Annotated in this window: 17 protein-coding genes; 12 read left to right on the top strand and 5 right to left on the bottom strand. The window is 60.4% G+C overall.

What is annotated here, in order from left to right:
- The first annotated feature begins 77 nt into the window (after nt 1-77).
- A complete protein-coding gene (locus ACEN8R_RS04955) occupies nt 78-2,006 on the top strand; it encodes a transglycosylase SLT domain-containing protein (protein ID WP_018925313.1) in 1,929 nt (642 codons plus the stop codon).
- A 79-nt stretch (nt 2,007-2,085) separates the two neighbouring features.
- Here the strand turns inward: ACEN8R_RS04955 and ACEN8R_RS04950 are convergent, their stop codons facing one another.
- Nucleotides 2,086-3,870, bottom strand: coding sequence for an ABC transporter transmembrane domain-containing protein (locus ACEN8R_RS04950; protein ID WP_086945156.1), 1,785 nt, complete (start codon nt 3,868-3,870; stop codon nt 2,086-2,088).
- A 267-nt stretch (nt 3,871-4,137) separates the two neighbouring features.
- Between ACEN8R_RS04950 and ACEN8R_RS04945 the strand changes: the two genes are divergently transcribed.
- A complete protein-coding gene (locus tag ACEN8R_RS04945; protein WP_018925311.1) occupies nt 4,138-4,317 on the top strand; it encodes a PA1571 family protein in 180 nt (59 codons plus the stop codon).
- 91 nt (nt 4,318-4,408) lie between these two features.
- Here the strand turns inward: ACEN8R_RS04945 and pdxB are convergent, their stop codons facing one another.
- On the bottom strand, nt 4,409-5,551 hold the full coding sequence (gene pdxB / locus ACEN8R_RS04940; RefSeq protein ID WP_495624589.1) for a 4-phosphoerythronate dehydrogenase PdxB: 1,143 nt from the start codon (nt 5,549-5,551) through the stop codon (nt 4,409-4,411).
- Nucleotides 5,552-5,765: 214 nt separating this feature from the next.
- Here pdxB and ACEN8R_RS04935 point away from each other — a divergent pair, with 214 nt between their 5' ends.
- Nucleotides 5,766-7,175: an MATE family efflux transporter gene (locus tag ACEN8R_RS04935; protein ID WP_495624588.1), complete on the top strand. Its 1,410-nt coding sequence runs from the start codon at nt 5,766-5,768 to the stop codon at nt 7,173-7,175.
- A 47-nt stretch (nt 7,176-7,222) separates the two neighbouring features.
- Here ACEN8R_RS04935 and tusA read toward each other — a convergent pair whose 3' ends face one another.
- Nucleotides 7,223-7,474 (bottom strand): sulfurtransferase TusA, encoded by a 252-nt coding sequence (gene tusA, locus ACEN8R_RS04930; RefSeq protein ID WP_007907805.1) that lies wholly within the window; start codon nt 7,472-7,474, stop codon nt 7,223-7,225.
- A 77-nt stretch (nt 7,475-7,551) separates the two neighbouring features.
- A complete protein-coding gene (rlmM, locus tag ACEN8R_RS04925; protein ID WP_018925308.1) occupies nt 7,552-8,625 on the bottom strand; it encodes a 23S rRNA (cytidine(2498)-2'-O)-methyltransferase RlmM in 1,074 nt (357 codons plus the stop codon).
- Nucleotides 8,626-8,847: 222 nt separating this feature from the next.
- On the opposite strand from rlmM, the gene acnA reads away from it, so the two are divergent.
- The 3 genes from acnA to ACEN8R_RS04910 all read left to right on the top strand — a co-directional run bounded on the left by acnA (nt 8,848) and on the right by ACEN8R_RS04910 (nt 14,166).
- Entirely contained in the window at nt 8,848-11,589 is a 2,742-nt protein-coding gene (acnA, locus tag ACEN8R_RS04920) for an aconitate hydratase AcnA (protein ID WP_018925307.1), read from the top strand.
- A 112-nt stretch (nt 11,590-11,701) separates the two neighbouring features.
- Nucleotides 11,702-12,493 carry a CPBP family intramembrane glutamic endopeptidase gene (locus tag ACEN8R_RS04915; RefSeq protein WP_495624587.1) on the top strand — a complete coding sequence of 264 codons (792 nt, stop codon included), beginning with the start codon at nt 11,702-11,704 and terminating at the stop codon, nt 12,491-12,493.
- A gap of 107 nt (nt 12,494-12,600) precedes the next feature.
- Nucleotides 12,601-14,166: a methyl-accepting chemotaxis protein gene (locus ACEN8R_RS04910; protein WP_018925305.1), complete on the top strand. Its 1,566-nt coding sequence runs from the start codon at nt 12,601-12,603 to the stop codon at nt 14,164-14,166.
- Between the two features lie 99 nt (nt 14,167-14,265).
- On the opposite strand, the gene ACEN8R_RS04905 is transcribed toward ACEN8R_RS04910, so the two are convergent.
- A complete protein-coding gene (locus tag ACEN8R_RS04905; protein WP_258612443.1) occupies nt 14,266-14,940 on the bottom strand; it encodes an alpha/beta family hydrolase in 675 nt (224 codons plus the stop codon).
- 111 nt (nt 14,941-15,051) lie between these two features.
- Between ACEN8R_RS04905 and ccoN (ACEN8R_RS04900) the strand changes: the two genes are divergently transcribed.
- The 6 genes from ccoN (ACEN8R_RS04900) to ccoO (ACEN8R_RS04875) all read left to right on the top strand — a co-directional run bounded on the left by ccoN (ACEN8R_RS04900) (nt 15,052) and on the right by ccoO (ACEN8R_RS04875) (nt 20,782).
- Nucleotides 15,052-16,476, top strand: a complete 1,425-nt coding sequence (ccoN, locus tag ACEN8R_RS04900) for a cytochrome-c oxidase, cbb3-type subunit I (RefSeq protein ID WP_007942213.1) — start codon at nt 15,052-15,054, stop codon at nt 16,474-16,476.
- 10 nt (nt 16,477-16,486) lie between these two features.
- Nucleotides 16,487-17,095 (top strand): cytochrome-c oxidase, cbb3-type subunit II, encoded by a 609-nt coding sequence (gene ccoO, locus ACEN8R_RS04895; protein WP_007942211.1) that lies wholly within the window; start codon nt 16,487-16,489, stop codon nt 17,093-17,095.
- Between the two features lie 3 nt (nt 17,096-17,098).
- The gene (locus tag ACEN8R_RS04890; RefSeq protein WP_018925303.1) at nt 17,099-17,299 is read left to right on the top strand and encodes a cbb3-type cytochrome oxidase subunit 3; all 201 of its coding nucleotides are present in this window, start codon (nt 17,099-17,101) and stop codon (nt 17,297-17,299) included.
- On the top strand, nt 17,296-18,249 hold the full coding sequence (gene ccoP, locus ACEN8R_RS04885; protein WP_495624586.1) for a cytochrome-c oxidase, cbb3-type subunit III: 954 nt from the start codon (nt 17,296-17,298) through the stop codon (nt 18,247-18,249). The genes ACEN8R_RS04890 and ccoP overlap by 4 nt, the downstream gene beginning before the upstream one ends.
- Nucleotides 18,250-18,731: 482 nt before the next feature.
- Entirely contained in the window at nt 18,732-20,174 is a 1,443-nt protein-coding gene (ccoN, locus tag ACEN8R_RS04880) for a cytochrome-c oxidase, cbb3-type subunit I (RefSeq protein WP_007942208.1), read from the top strand.
- On the top strand, nt 20,174-20,782 hold the full coding sequence (gene ccoO / locus ACEN8R_RS04875) for a cytochrome-c oxidase, cbb3-type subunit II (RefSeq protein WP_018925301.1): 609 nt from the start codon (nt 20,174-20,176) through the stop codon (nt 20,780-20,782). Before ccoN (ACEN8R_RS04880) ends, ccoO (ACEN8R_RS04875) begins: the two co-directional genes overlap by 1 nt.
- Nucleotide 20,783: the final 1 nt, after the last annotated feature.

The following is a 20,783-nucleotide window of genomic DNA, read 5'->3' as shown; positions in this document are numbered from 1 at the left end:
TGGCAAAAGGCTAAGCTACATATAATTAGGTGCCGGTCTTACCAGCACTTGTCATGATTTTTCTGCCCGGATGTCTCATGCGCAGTCGCCTTTTCAGTCTTTTTTCATGTTTGCTTCTTACAGCCGCTGCCGTTCAATCCGCCCAGGCGGTAGACCTGTCTACCCAACGCCAGTATTACGACGAAGCCAAGCGTGCCTTGGCCAAGGGCGATTCCGGCCCTTATTTCCGTTATAGCCAGGCGCTCAGCGATTATCCGCTGACCCCCTACCTGGCTTATGACGAACTGACCGCGCGGCTGAAAACCGCAAACAATGCCGAAATCGAGAACTTCCTCGCCGAACACGGCGACCTGCCACAAGCCAACTGGATGAAATTGCGCTGGTTGCGCTGGCTGGCCGAACGCGGCGATTGGGAAACGTTCGTCAAATATTATGACCCCAAGCTCAATTTCACCGAACTGGACTGCCTGAACGCGCAGTATCAGATCAGCCATAACCGTAAGACCGAAGGTTACGCCAACGCCGACAAACTCTGGCTGAGCGGCAAAACCCGGCCCGAGGCATGCGATGCAGTGTTCGGCATGTGGGCCGCCGATGGTCAACTGACTGAACAGAAACGCTGGGAACGCACCAAGCTCGCCGCCCAGGCCGGCAACTACCCGCTGGCCAACAGCCTGATCAATGGCCTGACGACCCTCGCCCCGCGCGGTCGCCTGCTGGTGGATGTGGCGCAGAAACCCGAACTGCTGAATCAGCCGTCGCGCTTTACCCCGGCCGATGAGCCGATGTCCGACATCGTCAGCCTTGGCCTGCGCCGCCTGGCCCGTCAGGATCCGGACAGGGCCATGGCCCTGCTCGACGGCTACGCCAGCAGCATGCACTTCTCCCGGGACGAAAAAGTCGCGATCGCCCGGGAAATCGGGCTGACCCTCGCTCGACGATTCGACAGTCGCGCGCTGGACGTGATGACCAAATACGACCCGGAGCTGCGGGACAACACCGTTTCGGAATGGCGCTTGCGCCTGCTGTTGCGTCTGGCCCGTTGGGACGACGCCTATCAGTTGACCCGCCGCCTGCCTCAGGACCTGGCCACCACCAACCGCTGGCGTTATTGGCAGGCTCGCACCCTGGAGTTGGCGCAGCCACAGAATCCGCAAGCGCAAACGCTTTACAAGGGCCTGGCTCGCGAACGCGACTTCTACGGCTTCCTGGCGGCCGATCGCTCGCAGTCTCCCTATTCGCTGATCAACAAACCGCTGATGCTCAGCCAGGCGCTGATCAACAAGGTACGCAATACCCCCGGTGTGCGCCGCGCGCTGGAGTTCCATGCACGCGGGCAGATCGTCGACGGCCGACGCGAGTGGTACCACGTCAGCCGGCACTTCAGCCGTGATGAAATGGTTGCCCAGGCGAAACTGGCTTACGACCTGAAATGGTATTTCCCGGCGATCCGCACCATCAGTCAGGCGCAGTACTGGGACGACCTGGACATCCGCTTCCCGATGGCTCACCGCGATACCCTGGTGCGTGAAGCCAAGGTCCGTGGCCTGCACTCGAGCTGGGTGTTCGCGATCACTCGTCAGGAAAGCGCCTTCATGGACGACGCCCGTTCCGGCGTTGGCGCCAGCGGCCTGATGCAACTGATGCCCGGCACCGCCAAGGAAACCGCGCGCAAGTTCAGCATTCCCCTGGCCTCGCCGCAGCAAGTGCTCGATCCGGACAAGAATATCCAGCTCGGCGCCGCTTATCTGAGCCAGGTCCATAGCCAATTCAACGGCAACCGCGTGCTCGCCTCCGCTGCCTACAACGCCGGCCCCGGCCGCGTGCGTCAATGGCTGCGCGGCGCCGACCACCTGAGCTTCGATGTGTGGGTGGAAAGCATCCCGTTCGACGAAACCCGCCAGTACGTGCAGAACGTGCTGTCGTATTCGGTGATCTACGGCCAGAAGCTCAATTCACCGCAGCCGCTGGTGGATTGGCATGAACGTTACTTTGACGATCAATGAGCCTGCTTTGAAACGCTGACAAAAATGCCCGCATCGATTGATGCGGGCTTTTTTTATGGTGCTCGACTTGGTCGGTTACTTATTCGGTTACTTGGTCGGTTGGGGCATGGAGCCCATCACTAAACTGCAACGCAGCCAATCGCGCATACAACGCATTGCTCGCAATCAACTCCTGATGCGTCCCCACCGCCACCAGTTTCCCTTGGTCCATCACCGCGATTCGGTCAGCGTTTTTCACTGTCGCCAGTCGATGGGCGATGACCAGTGTGGTGCGGTTTTTCATCAGGCTGGGCAGGGCTTGCTGGATCAGGTGCTCGCTCTGGGCGTCGAGGGCGCTGGTGGCTTCGTCGAGCAGCAGGATCGGCGCGTCCACCAGCAGCGCCCGGGCGATCGCCAGGCGTTGGCGTTGACCGCCGGACAAACCGAGACCCGCGTCGCCGAGGTGGGTCTGGTAGCCGTTGGGCATTTGCTCGATGAAGTCGTGGGCGTAGGCAATTTTGGCGGCTTCCTGGACCTGGGCCAAAGTCGCCGTCGGGTGGCCGTAGCGAATGTTCTCTTCGATGCTGCCGAAGAACAGCGCCGGGGTTTGCGAGACGAGGGCGAAGCAGCGACGCAGGTCCAGAGGGTCGAGTTGGGTCAGCGGCACACCGTCCAGCAGGATGCGTCCTTCAGCGGGGTCGTAAAAGCGCAACAGCAGGTCATACACCGTCGATTTGCCGGCACCTGACGGCCCGACCAGAGCGAGCGTTTCGCCGGCATTGATCGTCAGACTCAAACCATCGACGGCATAGCTCTCAGGACGCGACGGGTAGGAAAAGCGCACATCTTGCAGCACCAGATCGCCCTTCACCCGTTCAGGCAGGGTCACCAGCCCATGGGTCGGTGGCTGGATGATGTTTTCCGAACGCAACAGCTCGGCAATCCGCTCCGCCGCCCCTGCTGCTCGCTGCAGTTCGCCGATCACTTCACTCAATGTGCCAAAGGCGCCACCGACGATCAGGCTGTAAAAGACGAACGCTGCCAACTCACCCGCGGAAATCCGCCCGGCGATGACGTCCATTCCGCCGACCCAGAGCATCACCCCGACCGCGCCCAACACCAGCAGGATCACCAGGGTGATCAACCAGGCTCGCTGGAAAATGCGTTTGCGGGCGGTATTGAAAGCCTCTTCCACGGTCGCGGCAAAACGCTGCTCGTCCTGCACCTGATGGTTGTAGGCCTGCACGGTTTTGATCTGACTCAGGGTTTCGGACACATAACTGCCGATATCGGCAACCCGATCCTGGCTCTGGCGCGACAGGGTGCGTACCCGGCGGCCAAAAATCAGGATCGGCGCGACCACCAACGGCAATGCGACCACTACGATGCTGGTCAGCTTGGGGTTGGTGATAAACAACAAGACAATCCCGCCGATCACCATCAGCCCGTTGCGCAGGAACAGCGATAGCGAAGAGCCGATCACCGATTGCAGCAGCGTGGTGTCGGCAGTCAGTCGTGACTGGATCTCGGAGCTGCGGTTGTCTTCATAAAAACCCGGATGCAGATAGACCAGGTGGTTGAACACCCGACGGCGAATGTCCGCGACAACGCGCTCGCCAATCCACGACACCAGGTAAAAGCGCACAAAGGTGCCAATCGCCAGACCGATCACCAGCAACATGAACAGGCCGATGGATTGATTGAGCAAATGCGTCGACTGGGTCATGAAACCCTGATCCACCAACAGGCGAATCCCCTGCCCCATGGACAAGGTGATGCCGGCAGTGACAATCAACGCCAGCAAGGCGCCGAAGGCCGGCCAGCGATAAGGCGTGATGAAACGGCTGGCCAGGCGAATGGCGCGGCGGTGACGGGCAGAAAGCATGAAGATCATCCGAAGGCGTAACCCATGGTTTTGACCCGATCAAGCCTACACTGCTCAATCGGATTGAACGCTGTAAATCACAATGAGTCGGGTTAATTATGACCGCCTAGACTAGTGGCTAGAGAATATTGGTCTAAAGTCCGGGTGGAAACATCAGGGTATTTCTGATGGACTGAAGAGGCCGACCTGAAAGATCGCAGGGAATTGTCACAGCCCGGTCACCTGGCGGTTTTACAGTAAGCGCACAACCTGATGAGGAGACAGGCCATGTCCTTGCAAAACAGCAGCGATGACAAGATTCAAGTGATCCGCACACAGCCAGACCAGTCTCTGGGTTGCTCGATTATCGATGAGGATGGGCGTGAAGTACCGATCACTGAAAGCATGATCCAGGACGCTTGTCGCGAACTGGAAAAGCGATTGGTCAAGCCTGCCGAACAAAAGTGATATAGCCACCGTCTTCTTGACCCGGCCCTGTTGGCCGGGTTTTTTATGGGTGCCTGTTTTGTGTGGCTTTTGTAGGGATCCGGTCAGTTTGCTAGGCCGAGGTTGCGCCTAAGGCCGCCACGATCTGCTGCAACGCCGGCGAATCCCCTTCAATTCGCACTTTCAACCCATCGATCTCACGCCGCAGCGGGTAATGCTTGCGCAGCGCATCGAACGCCGCACGCTGTTCACTCACATTGCCTACGAGGCTGCGACGGAAATCCGCGTCATCACGGCGCGGGTCGTACACGCCACGGCACAACATCGCCAGCGCCCAGGCCGGATCGGTATCAGCATTCAACGTAACAGCCGACAGCCATGGCGCTGGCAGCAAATCGTTCAGGCTGACCTGTTCCGGTTGCCCAAGAAATTTGCAAAACGCCTGATAGATCTGCGCCGTCCCGCGCTGTTTGCCGTCGAGGCTGTAGCCGGCAATGTGCGGCGTCGCGATGACACACAACTCCGCCAGCGCTACATCGACTTCAGGCTCAGCCTCCCAGACATCCAGCACCGCTTGCAGATCTTCACGTTGCAACAGCACCTGACGCAGGGCGGCGTTGTCGATCACCGGGCCACGACTTGCGTTGATCAGCCAGGTGCCGGGTTTGAGTTGGTTCAAACGGTTTTTATCGAACAGATGCCAGGTTGCCTGAGGGCCTTGCTTGTCCAGCGGCGTATGCAGGCTGATGACATCGCATTGCTCGATGATCTGCTCGAGACTGACGTAATCGCCCCCTTCAGCGGCTTGCCGTGGCGGATCGCAAACCAGCACATTCCAGCCCAGGCCTTGCAGAACCTTGACCAGCCGCCCGCCCACCTCGCCGGCGCCGACCACGCCGTAAGTGCGCTGAGCCAGGTCGACCCCTTCGATTTCGGCCAGGGTCAGCAGACTGCCCAGCACGTAATCGACTACACCCCGGGCATTGCAGCCTGGCGCACTGGACCAGGTGATGCCGGCCTGCTGAAAGTAGTCCAGGTCCAAATGATCGGTGCCGATGGTGCACGTGCCGACAAAGCGCACGTTGCTGCCTTCGAGCAATGCACGGTTGACGTTGGTCACTGAGCGCACCAGCAGTACATCGGCCTGCTCGACGGTGGCGCGGTCGATGGAACGTCCCGGCACTCGGCGGATTTCACCGAAACCTTCGAAGAAGGCATCGAGCAACGGGATATTTTCGTCGGCAACAATCAACATGGCAGGCTCCTTTGGCGGACCGGCAGTTTAGGCGCAGATGGAGGTGATGGGCCAGCAGGTATTAAGCACCTTAGTCGCCCCCCCCTCTGTGGCGAGGGAGTGGGGGATGCCTGTAAAACCGATTACAAATCCGCAACACAGGATTTTTCCTGACCATTGCGTCAAGGCGTAGAATGCGCCGCCTCGCGCATCAAAATCCTTTGGACGTTTCGCCTTGAATTCCGTGACTGACCCCACCGCCGCTATTTCCCTCAACCGCCCGGCCCGGGTTCGCCTGGAGCTGAAAAACCTGCTCGGCCTGGCGTTGCCGATCATGATCGCGCAACTGGCGACCACCGCCATGGGCTTCGTCGATGCGGTGATGGCGGGACGGGTCGGGCCTCGCGATCTTGCGGCCGTCGCGCTGGGCAACTCGATCTGGGTGCCGGTGTTTCTGTTGATGACCGGTACGTTGCTGGCCACCACCCCGAAAGTCGCCCAGCGCTTCGGTGCCGGCACTCACAGCGAGATCGGCCCGATCGTGCGTCAGGCCTTGTGGTTGGCGCTGGTGGTGGGTTTGATGGCGACCGGCCTGCTGTTCAGCGCCGAACCGATCCTGCATTTCATGAAGGTCGATCCCGAGCTGATCGGCCCGTGCATGCAGTACCTGCACGGCATCGCCAGCGGCCTGCCCGCCGTCGCGCTCTATCACGTATTGCGCTGTTTCAGTGATGGCCTGGGTCGCACGCGCCCGGCCATGGTCCTTGGTTTGTGCGGGCTCGCGCTGAATATTCCGCTAAATTACATTTTCATCTATGGCCACTTTGGTGTGCCGGCGATGGGCGGTGTCGGCTGCGGCTGGGCCACGGCAATCGTGATGTGGGTGATGGCGCTGGGGATGGCCGGCTGGGAACGGTGGGCGCCGGCCTATCAGTCGAGCCAGTTGTTCAGCCGATTCGACTGGCCCCAGTGGGCGGTGATCAAACGCTTGCTGGGCATCGGCCTGCCGATCGGCATCGCCGTTTTCGCCGAGTCGAGCATCTTTGCGGTGATCGCCCTGCTGATCGGCAGCCTCGGCGCCACTGTGGTCGCCGGGCACCAGATCGCCCTGAATTTCAGCTCACTGGTGTTCATGATCCCCTACTCCCTGGGCATGGCCGTGACCGTGCGGGTCGGCCAGGCACTGGGCCGCGAAGAACCACGCGAAGCACGCTTCGCCGCCGGAGTCGGCATGGGCACGGCACTGGCTTATGCGTGTATTTCCGCAAGCATGATGCTGTTGCTGCGTGAACCCATCGCCGCAATCTACACCGCCGACCCGACGGTGATTCACGTGGCCGCGATGCTGATTGTGTACTCGGCGCTGTTCCAGTTTTCCGATGCGATCCAGGTGACGGCGGCCGGTGCACTGCGCGGCTATCAAGACACGCGAGTGACGATGATCCTGACGCTGTTCGCTTATTGGGGCATCGGTTTGCCGGTGGGTTACGCCTTGGGCCTGACCGATTGGTTCGGCGCGCCGAGCGGCCCGAGCGGGCTGTGGCAGGGTTTGATCGTCGGTTTGAGTTGCGCGGCGCTGATGCTGTCGATCCGCCTGGCGCGCAGCGCACGCAAGCGGATCCGCATCAGCCGTTCGGCCGGTTAAGCGAGCGCAAAAAAAGGGCCTGCACATGCAGGCCTTTTTTGTGCCCGTTAAGCGAGCTTCTTGCGGATCCAGTACAGGTAGGTGCCTGCCTCTTCGTGCTGCGCCACCAACTCGTGGTCGAGGAACACGCAGAACTTGGGAATGTCGCGACGGGTCGACGGGTCAGTGGCGATCACCTTCAGCAGGCCGCCAGGCACCAGGTCACGGATGTGCTGGTGCAGCATCATCACCGGTTCCGGGCAATTGAGGCCGGTGGCATCGAGGGTGCCGTCAACCGGCGTATCGATCATTTCACTCATGGTTTACTCCTGAAACTTGCCGGCATTGTCGCGCATTGCCGGGTGTTCGGTCACCTATGGGAGCGGGACCGTATGAATCAGCGGGATTTCGGTTTTTTCACGTCAAGCCGGCGCAAATGGCAGGTCACTTCTTCACGGTCGTGATACAGCTGCTTGCAGCCGATTTCAACCCGAATGCCCCGCGCCTTGAACCCCTCGGCAATACGCTCCAGCAAGCGCTTCACTTCGGCATAACGCTGTTTCATCGGCAGCTTGAGGTTGACCACCGCTTCCCGGCAATGCCCCTCGCCAATCCATTCTTCCAGCATCGCCGCGTTACGCGCCGGCTTCTCGACGATGTCGCAGACCATCCAGTCCACCGGCTGTTTGGGCTTGAAGGTGAAACCGTCGGCCATCAAGTGCTGCACCAGACCGGTATCCATCAGGCTTTCGGCCATCGGGCCGTTGTCGATGGCGGTCACCAGCATGCCGCGGTTGACCAGTTGCCAGGTCCAGCCGCCAGGGGCGGCGCCGAGGTCGACACCGGTCATGTCGCTGTGCAGACGCTCATCCCACTGGTCGCGGGGAATGAAGTGATGCCACGCCTCTTCCAGCTTCAACGTCGAACGGCTCGGTGCTTCACGGGGGAACTTCAGGCGCGGAATGCCCATCGGCCACATCGCCGAGTTGTTCGACTCCGCCAGCCCCATGAACACTTCGCGGCCGCTCTTGAAGGTCAGCAGCAGACGCGGCTTGTTGGGGTCTTCCACCAGTTTGCCGGCCGCCATCAACGCCTTGCGCAGGTGCACTTCAAACTTCTTGCAGAAGTTCGACAGCTCTTTGCCATCGTTGGTGTCGACCATTTCCAGCCACAGGCTGCCGCACAGCGGGAAGTCCGCCATGTGGGCGAGGATCACGCTGATGCGGTCGGTTTCCGGCAGATCAATAAAGATCCCACGGGCCCACTGGCGCGGGAAGATCAGGTCGGCGAAACGCTGGCCACGCATCAGGCGTTCGGCGCCGTCTTCTTCGGTGCAGATGAATTCGGCATAGGCGCTGGCGGTTTTGGCCTTGGCATAACCGGCCACGTTCAGCCGCGCGGCATGTTCGGAAATCTCGGAACAGACTTCGCCTTCGAAGCCCGGTCGGCAATGCATAAAGAGGGTGTTCATTCTTACTCCTGGGCAGTTGGCGGAAAAATTGCGCCACTGCGCGATGCCCAGGCTTGCGTTGAAGCAAAGCCTGTCACGAAAACCGGCGCATGATAGCCGAGTTCGGAACCTTGGACTTGCCCTTAGGGTCCAGTTATTAGCCTTAAGCACCAAACAGGACTAGGTTTAAACCTCTGCCCTTCCCTCCGTCCGTAGCCGTGCGGACTTAAAGGAGTCATTTCAATGCCGTCCCTCGATAGCCTGAAAACCCTTAAAACCTTACAAGTCGACGACAAGACCTACCACTATTTCAGCCTGCGCGAAGCCGCCAAGAGCCTGGGTGACCTCGACAAGCTGCCCATGTCGTTGAAAGTGTTGCTGGAAAACCTGCTGCGCTGGGAGGACGAGAAAACCGTCACCGGCGCCGACCTCAAGGCGATTGCCGCCTGGCTCAAGGAGCGTCGCTCCGACCGCGAAATCCAATACCGCCCCGCGCGGGTATTGATGCAGGACTTTACCGGCGTCCCCGCCGTGGTCGACCTGGCCGCCATGCGCGCCGCCATGGCCAAGGCCGGTGGCGACCCACAGCGCATCAATCCGCTGTCGCCGGTGGACCTGGTGATCGACCACTCGGTGATGGTCGACAAGTTCGCCAGCTCAAGCGCCTTCGAACAGAACGTCGACATCGAAATGCAGCGCAACCACGAGCGGTACGCCTTCCTGCGCTGGGGTCAGAGCGCCTTCGCCAACTTCAGCGTGGTGCCGCCGGGCACCGGTATCTGTCACCAGGTCAACCTTGAATACCTAGGACGCACGGTCTGGACCAAGGATGAGGACGGCCGCACCTATGCTTTCCCCGACACCCTGGTCGGCACTGACTCCCACACCACCATGATCAACGGCCTCGGCGTACTCGGCTGGGGCGTCGGCGGGATCGAAGCGGAAGCGGCGATGCTGGGTCAACCGGTGTCGATGCTGATTCCGGAAGTGATCGGCTTCAAACTCACTGGCAAGCTCAAGGAAGGCATCACCGCCACCGACCTGGTGCTGACCGTCACCCAGATGCTGCGCAAGAAAGGCGTGGTCGGCAAATTCGTCGAGTTCTACGGCGACGGCCTCGCCGACCTGCCGCTGGCCGACCGCGCGACCATTGCGAACATGGCTCCGGAATACGGCGCCACCTGCGGCTTCTTCCCGGTGGACGAGGTGACCCTGGAGTACCTGCGCCTGTCCGGCCGTACCTCGGAAACCGTGAAACTGGTGGAGGCCTACAGCAAGACCCAGGGCCTGTGGCGCCTGCCCGGCAAAGAGCCAGTGTTCACCGACAGCCTGGCCCTGGACATGGGCAGCGTCGAGGCCAGCCTCGCCGGACCGAAACGCCCACAAGACCGCGTCTCGTTGCCGAATGTGGCGCAAGCGTTCACTGACTTTCTCGGCCTGCAAATCAAACCGACCAGCAAGGAAGAAGGTCGCCTCGAAAGTGAGGGCGGCGGTGGCGTCGCGGTAGGCAACGCCGATCTGATCGGTGAAGCGGACTACGCCCACGAAGGCCATACGCATCGGCTGAAAAACGGTGCGGTGGTGATTGCCGCGATCACCTCCTGCACCAACACCTCCAATCCCAGTGTGATGATGGCGGCCGGGCTGGTGGCGAAAAAAGCCGTGGAAAAAGGCCTCAAGCGCAAACCCTGGGTCAAGAGCTCCCTGGCCCCCGGTTCGAAAGTGGTCACCGACTACTACAAGGCAGCCGGCCTGACCCAATACCTCGACCAACTCGGTTTTGCCCTGGTCGGTTATGGCTGCACCACCTGCATCGGCAACTCCGGGCCGTTGCCGGAGCCGATTGAAAAAGCCATCCAGAAAGCCGACCTGACCGTCGCCTCGGTGCTGTCGGGCAACCGCAACTTCGAAGGCCGCGTGCATCCGCTGGTGAAAACCAACTGGCTGGCCTCCCCGCCCCTGGTCGTCGCCTACGCGCTGGCCGGCACGGTGCGCATCGACATCAGCAGCGAGCCCTTGGGAAACGACAAGGACGGCCACCCGGTTTACCTGCGAGACATCTGGCCGAGCACCAAGGAAATCGCCGACGCGGTAACTCAGGTGAACACCGCAATGTTCCACAAGGAGTACGCCGAAGTGTTCGCCGGCGACGAGCAGTGGCAAGCCATCGAAGTGCCGCAAGCAGCGACTTATGTCTGGAACAACGATTCGACGTATATCCAGCACCCGCCCTTCTTCGATGACATTGGCGGCCCTGCGCCGGTGGTCAAGGATGTCGAAGGGGCGAAAGTCCTCGCGCTGCTCGGCGATTCGGTAACCACCGACCACATATCCCCCGCCGGCAACATCAAGACCGACAGCCCTGCCGGCCGTTACCTGCGCGAACAAGGGGTGGAACCACGGGACTTCAACTCCTACGGCTCGCGTCGCGGTAACCACGAAGTGATGATGCGCGGCACCTTCGCCAACATCCGCATTCGCAACGAAATGCTCGGTGGTGAAGAAGGCGGCAACACGATTTACATTCCGACCGGGGAAAAACTGCCGATCTACGACGCGGCCATGCGTTACCAGGCATCGGGCACGCCGCTGGTGGTGATCGCCGGGCAAGAATACGGCACTGGATCGAGCCGTGACTGGGCGGCCAAGGGCACCAACCTGCTGGGGGTCAAAGCCGTCATCGCAGAAAGCTTCGAGCGGATTCACCGTTCAAATTTGGTGGGCATGGGCGTGTTGCCGCTGCAGTTCAAGCTGGATCAGAACCGCAAGAGCCTGAACCTCACTGGCAAGGAAACCCTGGACATTCTTGGCCTGACGGGCGTCGAACTGACTCCGCGGATGAACCTGACGCTGGTCATCACCCGTGAAGACGGCAGCCAGGAGAAGGTCGAGGTATTGTGCCGGATCGATACCCTGAACGAAGTGGAGTACTTCAAGGCCGGAGGGATTTTGCATTACGTGTTGCGGCAGTTGATTGCCTCGTAACGCCTCCACCGACAACGACACCGCCTTCGGGCGGTGTTTTTGTTTGGGCGGTGTATGTCTCTATAATTGCGCGCCCCAAGAAAACAGGCACCTCCGCCCTCAAGGACTTCAAATGATCGCTCTGCCATGGATCTATCTGGCACTTCTCTCGCTCGGCTACAGCCTGGCTTTGATCTACGGCCATCTCGGCTGGCTGGCTGCCATTTCTTTCGGGTTACTGCTGATCGCCGGTTTCGCCGTTCGCCAACAACAGATCCCCCTCGGCCGCTACCTCGGCCACGGCTTGTTCATCGTCCTGGCGGTGGCGCTGGCGACACACTGGCTTCCCGGTTTCTACAACGGTCGCGCTATCGATCCCCTGCGTTTCACCGACGATGCCGTGCGGTTCGCCATGTACCTGAATCTGGACAAACCCCTGATCGGCTTCTGGCTGTTGCTGGTTTGTCCGTGGATCATCGGTCGGCGCTCCCTGCGCCTGTCCGTGTATGCCACCGCCCTCGCCCTGACCGTGAGTGCCGTACTGGCTCTGGGTGGTGCGCTGTTGCTGGGGATGATCAGTTGGGCACCGAAATGGCCGGATCAGGTCTGGCTGTGGATGCTGAACAATCTGTTGCTGGTGACGCTGGTGGAAGAAGCGCTGTTTCGCGGCTACATCCAGGGCGGTCTGAGCCGGCAGTTTAAACACCTGCCTTATGGCGAAAGCCTCGCGCTGGTGCTCGCATCATTGCTATTTGGCCTCGTTCATCTGGGCGCTGGCTGGCAATGGGTGTTGCTGGCCAGCCTGGCCGGTGTCGGCTATGGCCTGGCCTACCGGTTCGGTGGGCTGGGTGCGGCCATCGCCACCCATTTTGGTTTGAATCTGCTGCATTTCGGCTTGTTCACGTATCCGATGCTCGCGGGATGATGACGCAGCGGTCGTTTTGCGACGCGTTACTGATTTATTGAAAAAAAACTTCAATAAATGCCCAACGATGCCGATACACCATCAAAGCCTTGCGGATTGAAAAAGCCATGCGTAACAACCAGCCCATTACACAACGCGAACGGACCTTCCCGGCGCAGCAACGGTTGATTTCCACCACCGATGCCAAGGGCATGATCACCTACTGCAACGATGCTTTCGTCGAAATCAGCGGGTTTTCGCGTGAAGAACTGATCCGTGCGCCGCATAACCTGGTTCGTCATCCCGACGTCCCGTCTGCGGTGTTCGCGCACATGTGGGGCACACTGAAACAAGGCTTGCCATGGATGGGCATTGTCAAGAATCGCTGCAAGACCGGCGACCACTACTGGGTTAACGCCTATGTCACACCGGTGTTCGAAGGCAATCAGGTGATCGGTTACGAGTCGGTGCGGGTCAAGCCCACCGCCGAGCAGATCCGCCGTGCCGAAGCGCTCTACCAACGCATCAATCAGGGCAAGTCAGCCGTTCCTCAAAGGGATAAGTGGTTGCCGGTGCTTCAGGACTGGCTGCCGTTCATTCTGGTCAGCCAGTTGAGCTTCATGATCGGCGCCACCCTGACGTCGCAATGGGGCTTCGCCCTCGCCGCCGGTCTTTCGGTGCCGTTGGGCTTGATGGGCTTGAGCTGGCAACAGCGCGGCATCAAGCGCTTGCTGCGCCTGGCCGAACAGACCACGTCCGACCCGCTGATCGCGCAGATGTACACCGACAGCCGCGGTGCCCAGGCACGCTTGGAAATGTCCATTCTCAGCCAGGAAGCTCGCCTGAAAACCTGCCTGACGCGCCTGCAAGACACCGCCGAGCATCTGAACGAACAAGCGAAACAGTCCGACACGCTGGCCCATAACAGCTCCACCGGTCTGGAACGTCAGCGCGTCGAAACCGAGCAAGTGGCGACCGCCGTCAATCAGATGGCCGCTACCACTCAGGAAGTCGCCAGTCACGTGCAACGCACCGCCGACGCCACTCAGGAAGCCAATCGCCTGACCGGTCGCGGTCGCGACATCGCAGGTGAAACCCGCGAAGCCATTCAACGCCTGTCGGTGGTGGTCGGTGAAACCGGTCTGACGGTCACTCAACTGGCCAAGGACAGCGACGAAATCGGTGGCGTGGTCGATGTGATCAAAGGCATTGCCGACCAGACCAACCTGCTCGCCTTGAACGCTGCGATCGAAGCCGCGCGTGCCGGTGAGATGGGCCGTGGTTTTGCGGTGGTGGCCGACGAAGTGCGCCAATTGGCGCAGCGCACCAGCGAATCCACCGGGCAGATCCACGCCCTGATCGCCAAGCTGCAACAAACCGCCAGCACGGCGGTGCAAACCATGGAGGCCGGCCATCGCCAGGCTGAAGAAGGTGTGGCGCGGGTATTGGAAGCGGATCAGGCGCTGGTGGGCATCAGCGAAGCGGTAGCCCACATCACCGACATGACCACCCAGATCGCTGCCGCGACCGAAGAGCAAAGTTCGGTGGCCGAAGAAATCAGCCGCAACATCAGCAACATCTCGCAACTGGCTGATCAGACCTCGGAACAGGCACAGAACTCGGCGCTACTGAGTGAAGAACTGACCAAGACGGCGAATACCCAGTATTCGTTGGTGGAGCGGTTTAACCGCTGACAACAAAGTCAAAAGATCGCAGGCTGCGCCAGCTCCTACATTTGAACGGCGTCCACGCTGTAGGAGCTGCCAAGGGCTGCGATCTTTTGATCTTGCTTCTCACAGAAACCCGGCGACCTTCTTCGCTGTCGCGTCCAAATGCTGCTCATGCGTAAACCCTGAAGCCTTCAACGGCTTCAAATCATGATCCGCCGCCTCAAGCCAGAACACCTCGATACCCGGCGCCAACGTATAAGCCTCAACGGCCTCACGATTGCCCAGCGCATCGCGCTCACCCTGCACAATCAACGTCCGTGTCTTTAGCGCAGCCAAATGCTCAACCCGAGGTTTCTCCGGTTTGCCGACGGCATAAAACGGATAACCGAGGCACACCAGCGCATCCGCTTCCAGCTCATCGGCCAAAAGACTGGCCATCCGCCCGCCCATGGACTTGCCGCCAATGGCCAGACGCCCAGTGACATGGCGTCGCACCACGGCGTACACCTCACGCCAGCACTCCAGCAGTTTCGGCGCCGGGTTCGGTGGGCGCTTGCCGCCGTCCACTCGCCGTTGGGCCATGTACGGAAACTCGAAGCGCAGCACGTTGACGCCTTGCGTGGCAAGGCGCGCAGCCATGTCGCTCATCCAGCCGCTGTCCATCGGCGCACCGGCGCCATGGGCGAGAATCAGTGTCGCCGAGGCCGGCACCGAGGCGGCATTCCACAACCATCCGTGATCCCGCACGCACTGCGCCCATTGATCCCCGTCAATACTGGCCTTGTGCTGTTTGTCCATGCTTGCCTCGCTTTTAGTCTGCCTATAACTCCAGGCGAAGGGAGCGTCTGCCTTGCGCGGCTTACTCGCAAAGACGGGCCCTCACTTCGGCTGAACCGTGGATGGGGAACCATGAACACTTCTATCAGTACCGCCTACAACTACAAGGTGGTCCGCCAATTCGCCATTATGACGGTGGTGTGGGGCATCGTCGGCATGGGGCTCGGGGTTTTTCTCGCCGCCCAGTTGGTCTGGCCCGAACTCAACTTCAATCTGCCATGGACCAGTTTCGGCCGGTTGCGCCCGCTGCACACCAACGCGGTGATCTTCGCCTTCGGCGGCTGTGCGTTGTTCGCCAGTTCGTTCTACTCGGTACAGCGTACCTGCCAGACTCGATTGTTTGCGCCGAAAATCGCCGCGTTCTGCTTCTGGGGCTGGCAACTGGTGATCCTGTTGGCGGCGATCAGCCTGCCGCTGGGTTACACCAGCTCCAAGGAATACGCCGAACTGGAATGGCCGATCGACATCCTGATCACCATCGTCTGGGTGGCTTACGCCATCGTGTTCTTCGGCACGATCATGCAGCGCAAGACCAAGCACATCTATGTCGGTAACTGGTTCTTCGGTGGATTCATCATCACCGTGGCAATCCTGCACATCGTCAACAACCTGGAATTGCCGGTGAGTCTGACCAAGTCCTACTCGCTGTACTCCGGTGCGACCGATGCCATGGTGCAGTGGTGGTACGGCCACAACGCCGTAGGCTTTTTCCTCACCGCCGGTTTCCTCGGGATGATGTACTACTTCGTGCCGAAACAGGCCGAACGCCCGGTGTATTCCTATCGCTTGTCGATCGTGCACTTCTGGGCGCTGATCACCCTGTACATCTGGGCCGGTCCCCACCACTTGCACTACACCGCGCTGCCGGACTGGGCACAGTCGCTGGGCATGGTGATGTCGCTGATCCTGCTGGCGCCGAGCTGGGGCGGGATGATCAACGGCATGATGACCCTGTCGGGTGCCTGGCATAAGTTGCGCAGCGACCCGATCCTGCGTTTCCTCGTGGTGTCCCTGGCGTTCTACGGCATGTCGACCTTCGAAGGGCCGATGATGGCAATCAAGACGGTCAACGCCCTCTCCCACTACACCGACTGGACCATCGGCCACGTTCACGCCGGCGCGCTCGGCTGGGTGGCGATGATTTCCATCGGTGCGCTGTACCACATGATCCCGAAAGTCTTCGGCCGCGAGCAGATGCACAGCATCGGCCTGATCAACGCGCACTTCTGGCTCGCCACCATCGGCACCGTGCTGTACATCGCCTCGATGTGGGTCAACGGCATCGCCCAGGGCTTGATGTGGCGCGCAGTCAACGAGGACGGCACGCTGACCTACTCCTTCGTCGAAACCCTGGTGGCCAGCCATCCTGGCTTCATCGTGCGACTGGTGGGCGGCGCGATCTTCCTCAGCGGCATGCTGCTGATGGCTTACAACACCTGGCGCACCGTGCGGGCCTCGCAGCCTGCCGAAGCCGTCGCTGCCGCGCAGATCGCCTGAGGAGTCCGCCATGAAACACGAAACAATCGAGAAAAACGTCGGCCTGCTGATGTTGCTGATGGTGTTCGCCGTGAGCATCGGCGGCCTGACCCAGATCGTCCCGCTGTTCTTCCAGGACGTGACCAACAAACCGGTGGAAGGCATGAAGCCCTACACCGCGCTGCAACTGGAAGGTCGCGACATTTACATCCGCGAAGGCTGCGTCGGTTGCCACTCGCAGATGATCCGCCCGTTCCGCGCCGAAACCGAACGCTACGGCCATTACTCGGTGGCCGGGGAAAGCGTGTGGGATCACCCGTTCCTCTGGGGCTCCAAGCGCACCGGGCCGGACCTGGCGCGAGTCGGCGGGCGCTACTCCGAAGACTGGCACCGCGCGCACTTGTACAACCCGCGCAACGTGGTGCCGGAATCGAAGATGCCGGCGTATCCATGGCTGGTGGCCAACCCGCTCGACAGCAGCCACACCGAAACCAAGATCCGCGCCATGCGCACCCTCGGCGTGCCGTACACCGACGAAGACATCGCAGGCTCAGTCGCTTCGCTCAAGGGCAAGACCGAGATGGACGCGCTGGTTGCCTACCTGCAAGTGCTCGGCACTGCCATCAAGAGCAAGAGGTGAGTCATGGTCATTGATATGAGCACAGGCCTGATCCGTGGCCTCGGCACAGTCGTGGTGTTCGTGGCCTTCGTCGGCCTGACACTGTGGGTGTTCAACAGCAAGCGCAATCCGCAATTCGCCGAAGCGCGCCTGCTGCCGTTCGCTGACGAGCCGCAACCCGAAACTACCCAAGAATCTGCAACAACAAGGAGCGCCCGGCCATGACCACCTTCTGGAGTGCGTGGATCTGCGTACTGACCATCGGCAGCCTGATCGGCCTGACCTGGCTGCTGATCGGCACCCGCCGGGGCGAAACCAAGGGCAGCGTCGACCAGACCATGGGCCACAGCTTCGACGGCATCGAGGAGTACGACAACCCGCTGCCGCAGTGGTGGTTCATGCTGTTCGCCGGCACCCTGGTGTTCTCGGTCGGCTACCTGATTCTTTATCCGGGCCTGGGCAACTGGAAAGGCATCCTGCCCGGTTATGAAAACGGCTGGACTGGTGTCCATGAATGGGAAAAGGAGATGAGCAAGGCAGACGCGAAGTTCGGACCGATCTTCGCCAAATTCGCGGCAATGCCGGTGGAAGAAGTAGCGAAAGACCCGCAAGCGCTGAAAATGGGCGGCCGCCTGTTCGCCTCCAACTGCTCGGTGTGCCACGGCTCGGATGCCAAGGGCGCGTTCGGTTTTCCCAACCTGGCTGACAGCGATTGGCGCTGGGGCGGCAGTGCCGAGACCATCAAGACCACCATCATGGGTGGCCGGATGGCGGCCATGCCGGCCTGGGGTGAAGTGTTGGGTGAGACCGGGGTGAAGAACGTCGCCGCGTACGTGCGTCACGAATTGGCCGGCCTGCCGCTACCAGCCGACAGTGGTGCCAACGTGCAAGCCGGACAGCAACTGTTCAGCACCACCTGCGTAGCCTGTCATGGGGCAAACGGCCAGGGCACTGAAGCCATGGGCGCGCCGAATCTGACGCACCCGGCCGGTTTTATCTACGGTACCAGCCTGGCGCAACTGCAACAGACTATTCGCCATGGCCGCCAGGGCCATATGCCGGCGCAAAACGAACTGCTGGGCAACGACAAGGTGCAATTGCTGGCCGCTTATGTGTACAGCTTGTCCCACGGAGTCGGCACCGAGCGTTTGCAGGCACAAGGCAAAAGCGAATAATTTTTGACCGCTCTGCTGCCGCATTCTGCGGAATGCGGCAGTTCCCTGCCTCTTTGCGACCCATTGTCGCACCCTGCCGTTCCCCTTCCTTTCGGTTCACCAGATTCGGGTCTAAGCTTCCTCGGTGCGGACTGGCATGAGCCGGTTCCAGGTCGATTTTACCCGATGTGTTCGACGATTCTGTTCGATGACAGGCCGCAAAGGCTGGTAGATACCGGCTGTCGCGCAAATTGCCGTCTGTCCCTCGATCGTTGCGTTTGAACACACCCCGTTACATCTGACTTGAACCCCTCGCCTTTTTCATCCGCTGCGACATTTTGTCAGAGGGCAATTTTGTCCTTACGCGGCGCATGGAAAGGCCGCAGAATCAGGTTTTGAAAGCATTGACCCAGGTCATGGCGCGTTGCAATGACCCCCCGCTTTCTCCATACTTGCGGCCGATTTTTACTCCTAATAAAACACCCAAACCGTGGAACCTTAGAATGAGCACAGCAATCAGTCCGACTGCTTATAACTATAAGGTAGTCCGCCAGTTCGCCATCATGACGGTGGTCTGGGGGATCCTTGGCATGGGGCTTGGTGTCTTCATCGCCTCACAGCTCGTATGGCCGGAATTGAACTTCGGTCTGCCGTGGACGACTTTTGGACGCTTACGCCCGTTGCACACCAACCTGGTGATTTTCGCCTTCGGTGGTTGTGCTCTGTTTGCCACTTCTTATTACGTCGTGCAGCGAACCTGCCAAACGCGACTGATCTCCGACAGCCTCGCGGCCTTCACCTTCTGGGGTTGGCAAGCGGTGATCGTCGGCGCGATCGTGACCTTGCCGATGGGTTTCACCACCACCAAGGAATACGCGGAACTGGAATGGCCCCTGGCTATTCTGCTGGCCATCGTCTGGGTCACCTACGGTCTGGTGTTCTTCGGCACCATCGTCAAGCGCAAGACCAAGCACATCTATGTCGGTAACTGGTTCTACGGTGCCTTCATCGTCGTGACCGCGATGCTGCACATCGTCAACCACATGTCGCTACCGGTCAGCCTGTTCAAGTCCTACTCGGCCTACGCGGGTGCGACCGACGCGATGATCCAGTGGTGGTACGGCCACAACGCCGTGGGCTTCTTCCTGACCACCGGTTTCCTGGGGATGATGTACTACTTCGTGCCGAAGCAGGCCGAGCGTCCGATCTACTCCTATCGCCTGTCGATCGTGCACTTCTGGGCGCTGATCACCCTGTACATCTGGGCCGGTCCGCACCACCTGCACTACACCGCACTGCCGGACTGGGCTCAGTCCCTGGGCATGGCGATGTCGATCATCCTGCTGGCTCCGAGCTGGGGCGGCATGATCAACGGCATGATGACCCTGTCGGGCGCCTGGCATAAGCTGCGCACCGACCCGATCCTGCGCTTCCTCGTGGTATCGCTGGCGTTCTACGGCATGTCGACCTTCGAAGGCCCGATGATGGCCATCAAGACCGTCAACTCGCTCTCGCACTACACCGACTGGACCATCGGCCACGTACACGCCGGCGCCTTGGGCTGGGTAGCGATGATCTCGATCGGCGCCATCTACCACATGATCCCGAAACTGTTCGGCCGTGCACAAATGCACAGCACCGGTCTGATCAACGCGCACTTCTGGCTCGCGACCATCGGTACCGTGTTGTACATCGCTTCGATGTGGGTCAACGGCATCACCCAGGGCCTGATGTGGCGTGCAATCAACGACGACGGCACCCTCACCTACTCGTTCGTGGAAGCGCTGCAAGCCAGCCACCCTGGTTTCATCGTTCGTGCCCTGGGCGGCGCGTTCTTTGCCAGCGGCATGCTGTTGATGGCCTACAACGTGTTCCGTACCGTTCGTGCCTCGGACCCGGCTGAAGCTGAAGCCGCCGCCAAGATTGCTGTAGTTGGAGCTCACTGATGAAGCATGAAGCAGTCGAGAAGAATATTGGCCTGCTGGCCTTCTTCATGGTTATCGCCGTCAGCATCGGCGGCCTGACCCAGATCGTTCCGCTGTTTTTCCAGGACGTTACCAACAAGCCGGTCGAGGGCATGAAGCCTCGTACCGCCCTTGAACTGGAAGGCCGCGACATCTACATCGCCAACGGTTGTGTCGGCTGCCACTCGCAGATGATCCGCCCGTTCCGTGCTGAAACCGAACGCTACGGCCACTACTCGGTCGCCGGTGAAAGCGTCTGGGATCACCCGTTCCTGTGGGGTTCCAAGCGTACCGGTCCGGACCTGGCCCGTGTCGGCGGTCGTTACTCCGATGACTGGCAGCGTGCGCACTTGTACAACCCGCGCAACGTGGTGCCCGAGTCGAAAATGCCGGCTTACCCGTTCCTCGTGGAAAACAAGCTCGACGGCAAAGACACCGCCAAGAAAATGGAAGTCTTGCGCACGCTCGGCGTCCCTTACACCGACGAAGACATCGCCGGCGCCAAGGATGCTGTGAAGGGCAAAACCGAAATGGACGCGCTGGTGGCCTATCTGCAAGGCCTGGGCACCATCATCAAAAGCAAACGGTGAT

It is taken from the genome of Pseudomonas sp. Pseusp15 (genome assembly GCF_059492165.1).
The sequence above is the reverse complement of the archived record's forward strand: the minus strand, read 5'-3'. Positions and strand labels throughout refer to the sequence as shown.